The sequence below is a fragment of the Ruminococcus champanellensis 18P13 = JCM 17042 genome (assembly GCF_000210095.1).
GTDB lineage: Bacteria > Bacillota > Clostridia > Oscillospirales > Ruminococcaceae > Ruminococcus_F > Ruminococcus_F champanellensis.
Genome location: NC_021039.1, coordinates 131,936 through 138,850, shown reverse-complemented (window position 1 = coordinate 138,850; position 6,915 = coordinate 131,936). Strand labels below are relative to the sequence as shown.

Here is a 6,915-nt window from a genome sequence, read left to right as displayed (position 1 = left end):
GGGCAGCCTGACGGCCGAGTTCCCAGTCTTCTCTCTTGACATCTTTGCGCATACGAAGAAAAATGTTTTCCTTGTCCTCCGGGATATTAAGTAAGTCCATATCCTTATTTGCGCCATCAAAAGTGCAGATGTCGACAAACTCTTTGTAGGCTTTTAATCCCCGTTCCATAGAGGAACTCGTTTCAATCTGCAAACTTTCCGGCATGGGAATGACTTTGTTGAAATCAAGAGAGCCGATTCCGAATCTGTTATCCTTAACTGATTCGAGCAGTTCATTTATTTTCTCCTGATCTCCCGTCAACCGGATAGTGTTTATAATATGGTTAGGCATAATGGTTACTCCTTTACAATTCCGAATTCGTGGTTTATTTCATATAGTCTCTGCCCGATAGCAGAAATGACAGGTACGCTGACTGCGTTACCTGCCATTTTATATAGGTGACCGTCTTTCAGACCGGTTGCCTGTGCTTTATAGAATTGTTCGTCCGTGAAACCTTGCAACCGCCAACACTCAATAGGCATAAGCTTGCGGATTCTTCCTTTATGGTAGACTCCGTGTTTATCCTGTGCGGTTATCGTGAACATGGCTTCATTCGGCTCTTTCATACGGCGACCCTGCTGACGGACAGTTTCTCTGTCGGGTGTCAGTATTGCTCTCGGCGCATCTTCGATAAGAACCGCAGAGTGTTCGCCTCTGTGATTGCTCACTCCGGAGTCTTGCCTTGCGGTTATACATCGGGCAACATCTGTAATGACCGGATCGGCGTTCATATCGATAAAATATAATCCGGTTTTGCCGCCCCAACCGCCTGAGCCTGCACACTGCGTACAGGCTATTCCGTCTGTTTCATAGACTCTTTGGCCCTGAGGTCCCGGGATAAGTTGCTTAAGATTTTTCGCATTGCCGCCGCTGAGAGGAAATACCTTTCCGGCACATCTCGGATCAAGATATCCGACAATATACAGCCGTCTTCGCTGTTGGGGGACTCCGAAGTATTTGCTGTTAAGCACCATCCATTCGAGATTATACCCCATGTCAACAAGCGCGGAGAAGATGGTATTAAGCGTCCGGCCGCTGTCATGCGATAACAGACCGAGGACATTCTCCAAGAGTAAAAATGGAGGCCGTTTTTCTGCAAGGATTCGGGCAATTTCAAAGAAGACAGTTCCTCTTGTATCTCGGAAACCGAGACGCCGTCCCGCAACCGAGAAGCTTTGGCAAGGAAATCCGCCGCAAAGCAGGTCGAAGTGGGGGAGTTCCCTTGGATTGATTGTTCGCAAATCGCCATAATTCAAACCTCCTTCTTCTCCGTAAATGGCGTTATACGCTTTTTCTGCGTTCTTATCAATTTCTGCATGACCGACGCATCTGTAATGACCTGTATTTACGAGTCCGGAATGAAAACCGCCGATACCCGAACACAAATCAATGAATGGGATTGCCATAGGACATCCGTCCTGTTTTTTTGCTTCACCTCACATTTACATAGATTGTTCATTTATAGTCTGTTCCTGAGCTTGTTCCTGTAACTCCCGGTCGATTTCTTCCTGTGTCAATCGACGGAATGAGTCTTCGCCGGGGACCAGGGCAAGCGCTCTGCCATTATCCCATTTCATTAGGAGTTGACCGATATCATCCACACTCTGAACCGTTCCGCGCATACCGCTTTCTACGGGAGAATATGGATCGTTCATATTAAGCAGCATTACTCTTGTTCCCGGGGGATATGACTGTTTATATCTCTCAGCCTGTCTGTGTAATCGTTCCCAATCATTCATCTTTCTTTACCTCCTGAATTTTGTTTTGAGTTGCTGTCTTCGCTGCAATCATATACACCACTCCTTTGGTTATCAGATTTATATCAACGCTCATAGTGCGCTATATACGAAAAAAGAGGTTGCGCATACAATTTATGCGCAACCTCCAAGGACACAAATATTTAACAATTAGAAAAACGAAAAAAGGGGCAGACCTTACGAAATCAATCGTAAAATCTGCCCCTAAAACCCTATGAATTTAGTTCAAGTCCTCCCCAAAGGTCGATTTGGGGCAATGATATCTTTTGAATTCCACCTTAAAAATCAGCATGAAAAAACCCAGAAACCGTTGTGGTTTCTGGGTTTTCAGCCCCGATATCTTTTTCGGTGCTACTTGTTGGTTGCGGGAGCTGGATTTGAACCAACGACCTTCGGGTTATGAGCCCGACGAGCTACCGAGCTGCTCCATCCCGCGTTCTGTGCACACTCCGTATCTCAGAGTGCTCATTTATTATAGCACAGGCTGGCGCAAATGTCAACACCTTTTTTTAGCCTCCCTTTCCGCATGAAGAAAGGGAGGGGCGAAATCAGTCGAAACGCCTCAAAACCAGTTGATTTTCTATTGATTCTGCACAAAAAATATGATGCACCGTTGTAAATCTTCTCTCCGGATTTGGCCGCCGGGCTTGACTTTTCCGGCGAAATGTGGCAGAATAAAGACGGGCAATGCCCTTCAGAAAGGATGTGTCACAATGGACAATAAGGTCGCAAATCTTATCAACGAGCAAATCAACAAGGAGCTGTACTCCGCTTATCTCTACCTGGATTTTGCCAATTATTATGCTGCTGTCGGACTGGATGGCTTTGAAAACTGGTACCGGATCCAGGCACAGGAGGAACGGGATCACGCCATGCTATTCTACCAGTATCTGCAAAACAACAGTGAGCCGGTGGTCTTTGCGTCGGTGGACAAGCCGGATTGGACACGGGGAGACAATATGACGCCCCTGATCAAGGGACTGGAGCACGAGAAATACGTCACCTCCCTGATCAATACCATCTACGCTGCCGCTTACGAAGCACGGGACTTCCGTACCATGCAGGTGCTGGACTGGTTCGTCAAGGAGCAGGGGGAGGAGGAAAAGAATGCCTCCGATCTGATTACCAAGATGGAGCTGTTCGGCTCCGATGCAAAGGGACTGTACATGCTGAACAGTGAGCTGAAGGCTCGGGTCTACGCCGCTCCCTCCCTGGTGCTCTGATCCATTCCATACGCAAAAACAGCCATACCGGATGCTTGCCGGTATGGCTGCTTGCTTTCTCTGTTGGTTATTTCCCGAAATCCTCTAAAGAGGTCAGTCGGGCCAGCGCCCGTGCGATCATGGTAATGTCGCTGGCATCCACTGTGCCATCGCAGTTTACATCCGCATTGGTAACCTGCTGGGCAGTCAGTGCGGGAGTCAGTTCCTGATCCTGCGCCACATACCGGGCAAGCCGCACCAGGTCATTGACCTCTACCTTGCCGTTGCCGTCCACATCCCCCAGAACGGTGGTGTCGGTTGTCGTAGTGGTTGTGGTGGTCGTGGTGCCGGATCCCTCTGTGGTAGCCGCAGTGGTCACAACCGGCTTGCTGCCGTTGGGCTCGATACCGCCCACCAGGGTATCCCCGCTGTACACACAGATATAATCTGTCCGGGTCTCGCTGCCGTCCTGGTAGGTATCCTTGCACTTGGTAATGCCCTGGTAGCTCCAGTCGTTGGTGGGATCCCAGGTATCCCCGTAGTAGAAGCCAACTGCCAGCTGGTATTTCTTGTTGGCGTTGGCAATGTTGTAGCCGTCCCACTTGACCTCGATATAGTAAATGTCCGGGTCAAAGGATGCATCATACTGGTAGGGACCGGACAGCACCCCGTCAAAGTCGGTCTCCACACTGGTCTGGTCGTACAGCTCATCCCCCTTCACCAGGCTGACGTTGGAGGGATTGGACAGCTCCTTGACGCTGAAGTAGTACCGAACGGAAATGTCGGTTCTGGGCTTGTTGGAATCGGTGCATACCAGCATTGCCAGCTTGGTAACGCCTGCGCCGGAGGTCTGCTTATCGTCCACTGCGTAAGCCTCTACCCAGTAATCCTGGCCGCCGCCTTCCTCCTCGCTGGTGCCCAGATCAATGTCCGGATCCGGCTGCATAGCGTCCGTGCCGTAGAAGTGATACAGACCGGCGGAAGCCCCGACAAATGCTGCGTTATAGTCGATGGTAACCTCGTTATAAATCCAGTCCTTTGTTACATCATTGTGCAGATCCTTGTTGTCCGGACCGCCCACCAGTGCGCCCACCAGCACATGCTTCTGGGGCTTGGTATCCTCGCACTTGGACAGACCGGAGGATGCACGGTGGTGAGGGTATGCGGCTGCTACATCGTTAAAGCCGACAATAAAGCACCGGGGGCCGTGCAGCTCATCCGCACTGTAGGGGGCAGGATTTCCACTATTCTCCGCTTCAGTGTTGGCATCGATCCGCTCCTGATAGGTAATGTCGTTGTTGCCCATCAGGTATTCCATCTGTCCCTTTGCCCAGTCGCTGTACTTGGAGGGCTGGTTGTTGTTGGTGTACTTATCGTATACCATTGCGATCAGCTGGGCTGCGGTGTTATACCGGGCGCTGCCCCAGGTGTTCAGCCAGAAGTACCCCTGGGGGCTGATCTCGCCAATGCCGCCGGACATGTAGGTATCCAGCGCTTCCTTCACGCTTGCCCAGCAGTCCATTTCCTCGTAGGGGCTTTTGCCGGCTGCTTCCTTGTACTCGTCAATGAAGTTCGGGTACATTTCGCTGACGATCTCGCCCAGTACGCACTGAACACCGCCCCACATATCGTTCCAGCAGTATACATAGCAGGGTGCTGCGTAATAATCGTAGTTGGGGTAGATCTCCTCCAGGTACGCATGGTCGCCGGTGATCTTATACATCCAGGCAGACGCCCAGCAGTAGTCGTCCTGCCACTTGGAGGAGCTGTAGTACTGCTTGGGGCCGTCCCCGTTGTCGCTGAGCTCCTTTTCGTGATCCCGTGCAAAGTCATACAGCGCATTTGCATACTTTAGGGACTTTGCTGCATATGCCTCATCCGTATCCTTAAAGTTCAGATAGTTGATGGCAAGGGATGCCGCCGCAGAAGCCACATAGTCCGTCTGAGGCTTGTCGCCGGTCAGGAAGAATGCGGGACGGTCCATCGTGTCGATCTCCGGTGCCTGCCAGTAGGCGTGGTCAATGTCTCCGTCCCCCACCTGGTAGCAGAATGCAACCACATCGCCGGAATCGTCCAGGAAGGTGCAGCGCATCAGATAGTCATTGAAGTACCGGAGGATGGTTTCCACATGGGCATCCTGTCCGGTAGCAGCGTAAGCGTCCCGGAATTCATAGTAGCCCCAGCCAACGGTTGCAGCGGAGTAATTCTCCGGCATGCCGAATTTGACGTGATCCCCTGCATCGTGGAAGCCGCCGGACACGTCTATAAAGCCGTCCCCGTCCGGATCCAGATAGTCCTTGTTGGCGGTGAGAAAGGCACTGCTCAGGTTGGTATGCTCCGTGTCCATCGGCACCTGTGCGTCGTAGGTATGGCAATCTCCCCGCCAGTTCAGCCGGTTGTTTTCGGATACGTCCGTGCCGCACATATTGGCGTCATAGAAGTATATGGAATACTGCAGCAGCTTTGCGAAATTGGCGTCAAAGCCGGATGCTGCATCCCCTGCTGCATTGGCGAGCAGATCCCCTCCCTGCGGCGCTGCTCCAGGCAGGCACAGCGCGCCTGCAAGCATAGCGCCCGACAGACCCAATGCCTTGAGCCTGCGTTTCAGCGTTCTCTTTGTGTTCATAATTTCCTCCTCTTTCCTCTCTGGTTGTACGATGGATTCATACAGAACCATTGTAGCACAGTTCACAAAATATTTCAAGAGGGTTCGACTATTTTCTACATAGGCTTGTGCCGCCCTGCCGGGTGTGGTATAATAACCACAGAAAGGAGTGGTTCTATGGAGCGACGTATGGAACGGCTGACGGCGGACAAGCTGGATGCCTTTATAGACCTGCGGCTGACGCAGCTGAAAGAGGAAGGAACGCTGGAAACGGATCTGCGCCCGGCACTGGAGGACTACCTGCACCGGCACCTGGCAGACGGCAGCTTTGTGTCCTGGATTCTGACGGAGGGGAACCGGATTCTTGCCACCAGCGGCATTTCCTTTGTGGAAAAGCCCCCCTATCCCGGCGCACCCAACGGAAGGATCGGTCTGCTGTCCTGTATGTACACGGATCCCGCCTGCCGCCGGCAGGGCATCGCCTCTGCACTGCTGGAGCGGATCGTTGCGGAGGCACGGGCACGGGACTGCCGGGTGATCCAGATCACTGCCTCCCGGATGGGAGAGAAGCTCTACCAGAGCTTTGGCTTTGTGCGGCATGCCCGATTTTTTCAGCTATCCCTTGACAAATAAAGCCGTGTCCTGTATAATACCTATAAACCCTATAGGTAGAAAGGAAGAATACATATGACACGGGATGAAGCATGGACACTGCTGACGCAGTACAATCAAGGAGCCTTTCACCTGCGGCATGCGGTGACGGTGGAGGGGGTCATGCGGTACTTTGCGCAGGAACTCGGCTTCGGAGACGAGGCGGACTTCTGGGGCATCGTGGGACTGCTCCACGACCTGGATTTTGAACAGTTCCCCCAGGAGCACTGCCGCAAGGAAGCCCGGATTCTAAAGGAATACGGAGCGCCGGAAGCCCTGATCCACGCTGTGGTCAGTCACGGCTATCTGATCGGCACGGATGTGGAACCGGAGCATACGATGGAAAAGGTGCTGTACGCCACTGACGAGCTGACCGGACTCATTGGTGCGGTGGCGCTGATGCGTCCCTCCAAAAGCGTGTCGGATCTGGAAACCCGCTCCGTCCGGAAGAAATACAAAAGCAAGGGCTTTGCAGAGGGCTGCTCCCGGGAGGTGATCCAGCGGGGCGCCGACATGCTGGGCTGGAGCCTGGACGAGCTGATCGAACGCACCATTCTGGCAATGCGCAGATGCGAGGAAGCCTACAGCCAGTTTCAATAAGCCAATAAAACCAGAAAAGGATCCGCACCGCTCCACCCGGTGGGGATCCTTTTTTGCCTT

Annotated in this window: 6 protein-coding genes, 1 tRNA gene and 1 pseudogene; 3 read left to right on the top strand and 5 right to left on the bottom strand. The window is 52.5% G+C overall.

Annotation, left to right across the window (positions count from 1 at the left end; all coding sequences use genetic code 11):
* The 4 genes and pseudogenes from RUM_RS12790 to RUM_RS00610 form a co-directional block, all read right to left on the bottom strand.
* Positions 1–331 (bottom strand): annotated as a pseudogene (locus tag RUM_RS12790) (hypothetical protein); the annotation flags it as partial.
* Between the two features lie 5 nt (positions 332–336).
* On the bottom strand, positions 337–1,446 hold the full coding sequence (gene dcm / locus RUM_RS00620) for a DNA (cytosine-5-)-methyltransferase (RefSeq protein WP_015557303.1): 1,110 nt from the start codon (positions 1,444–1,446) through the stop codon (positions 337–339).
* 36 nt (positions 1,447–1,482) lie between these two features.
* Positions 1,483–1,779: a DUF4314 domain-containing protein gene (locus RUM_RS00615; protein WP_015557302.1), complete on the bottom strand. Its 297-nt coding sequence runs from the start codon at positions 1,777–1,779 to the stop codon at positions 1,483–1,485.
* 377 nt (positions 1,780–2,156) lie between these two features.
* Positions 2,157–2,233: transfer RNA gene (locus RUM_RS00610), tRNA-Met, on the bottom strand.
* A gap of 277 nt (positions 2,234–2,510) precedes the next feature.
* Between RUM_RS00610 and RUM_RS00605 the strand changes: the two genes are divergently transcribed.
* Positions 2,511–3,020: a ferritin gene (locus tag RUM_RS00605; RefSeq protein ID WP_015557300.1), complete on the top strand. Its 510-nt coding sequence runs from the start codon at positions 2,511–2,513 to the stop codon at positions 3,018–3,020.
* A gap of 67 nt (positions 3,021–3,087) precedes the next feature.
* Here the strand turns inward: RUM_RS00605 and RUM_RS00600 are convergent, their stop codons facing one another.
* On the bottom strand, positions 3,088–5,625 hold the full coding sequence (locus RUM_RS00600) for a glycoside hydrolase family 9 protein (RefSeq protein ID WP_015557299.1): 2,538 nt from the start codon (positions 5,623–5,625) through the stop codon (positions 3,088–3,090).
* 156 nt (positions 5,626–5,781) lie between these two features.
* On the opposite strand from RUM_RS00600, the gene RUM_RS00595 reads away from it, so the two are divergent.
* Positions 5,782–6,237, top strand: coding sequence for a GNAT family N-acetyltransferase (locus RUM_RS00595; protein ID WP_015557298.1), 456 nt, complete (start codon positions 5,782–5,784; stop codon positions 6,235–6,237).
* 54 nt (positions 6,238–6,291) lie between these two features.
* Positions 6,292–6,855, top strand: coding sequence for a domain HDIG (locus RUM_RS00590; RefSeq protein ID WP_015557297.1), 564 nt, complete (start codon positions 6,292–6,294; stop codon positions 6,853–6,855).
* Positions 6,856–6,915 lie beyond the last annotated feature (60 nt).

Bases quoted from the DNA above. Each gene is read 5' to 3' on its own strand.
- dcm (WP_015557303.1), bottom strand. From the start codon at position 1,446: ATGGCAATCCCATTCATTGATTTGTGTTCGGGTATCGGCGGTTTTCAT.
- RUM_RS00615 (WP_015557302.1), bottom strand. From the start codon at position 1,779: ATGAATGATTGGGAACGATTACACAGACAGGCTGAGAGATATAAACAG.
- RUM_RS00605 (WP_015557300.1), top strand. From the start codon at position 2,511: ATGGACAATAAGGTCGCAAATCTTATCAACGAGCAAATCAACAAGGAG.
- RUM_RS00600 (WP_015557299.1), bottom strand. From the start codon at position 5,625: ATGAACACAAAGAGAACGCTGAAACGCAGGCTCAAGGCATTGGGTCTG.
- RUM_RS00595 (WP_015557298.1), top strand. From the start codon at position 5,782: ATGGAGCGACGTATGGAACGGCTGACGGCGGACAAGCTGGATGCCTTT.
- RUM_RS00590 (WP_015557297.1), top strand. From the start codon at position 6,292: ATGACACGGGATGAAGCATGGACACTGCTGACGCAGTACAATCAAGGA.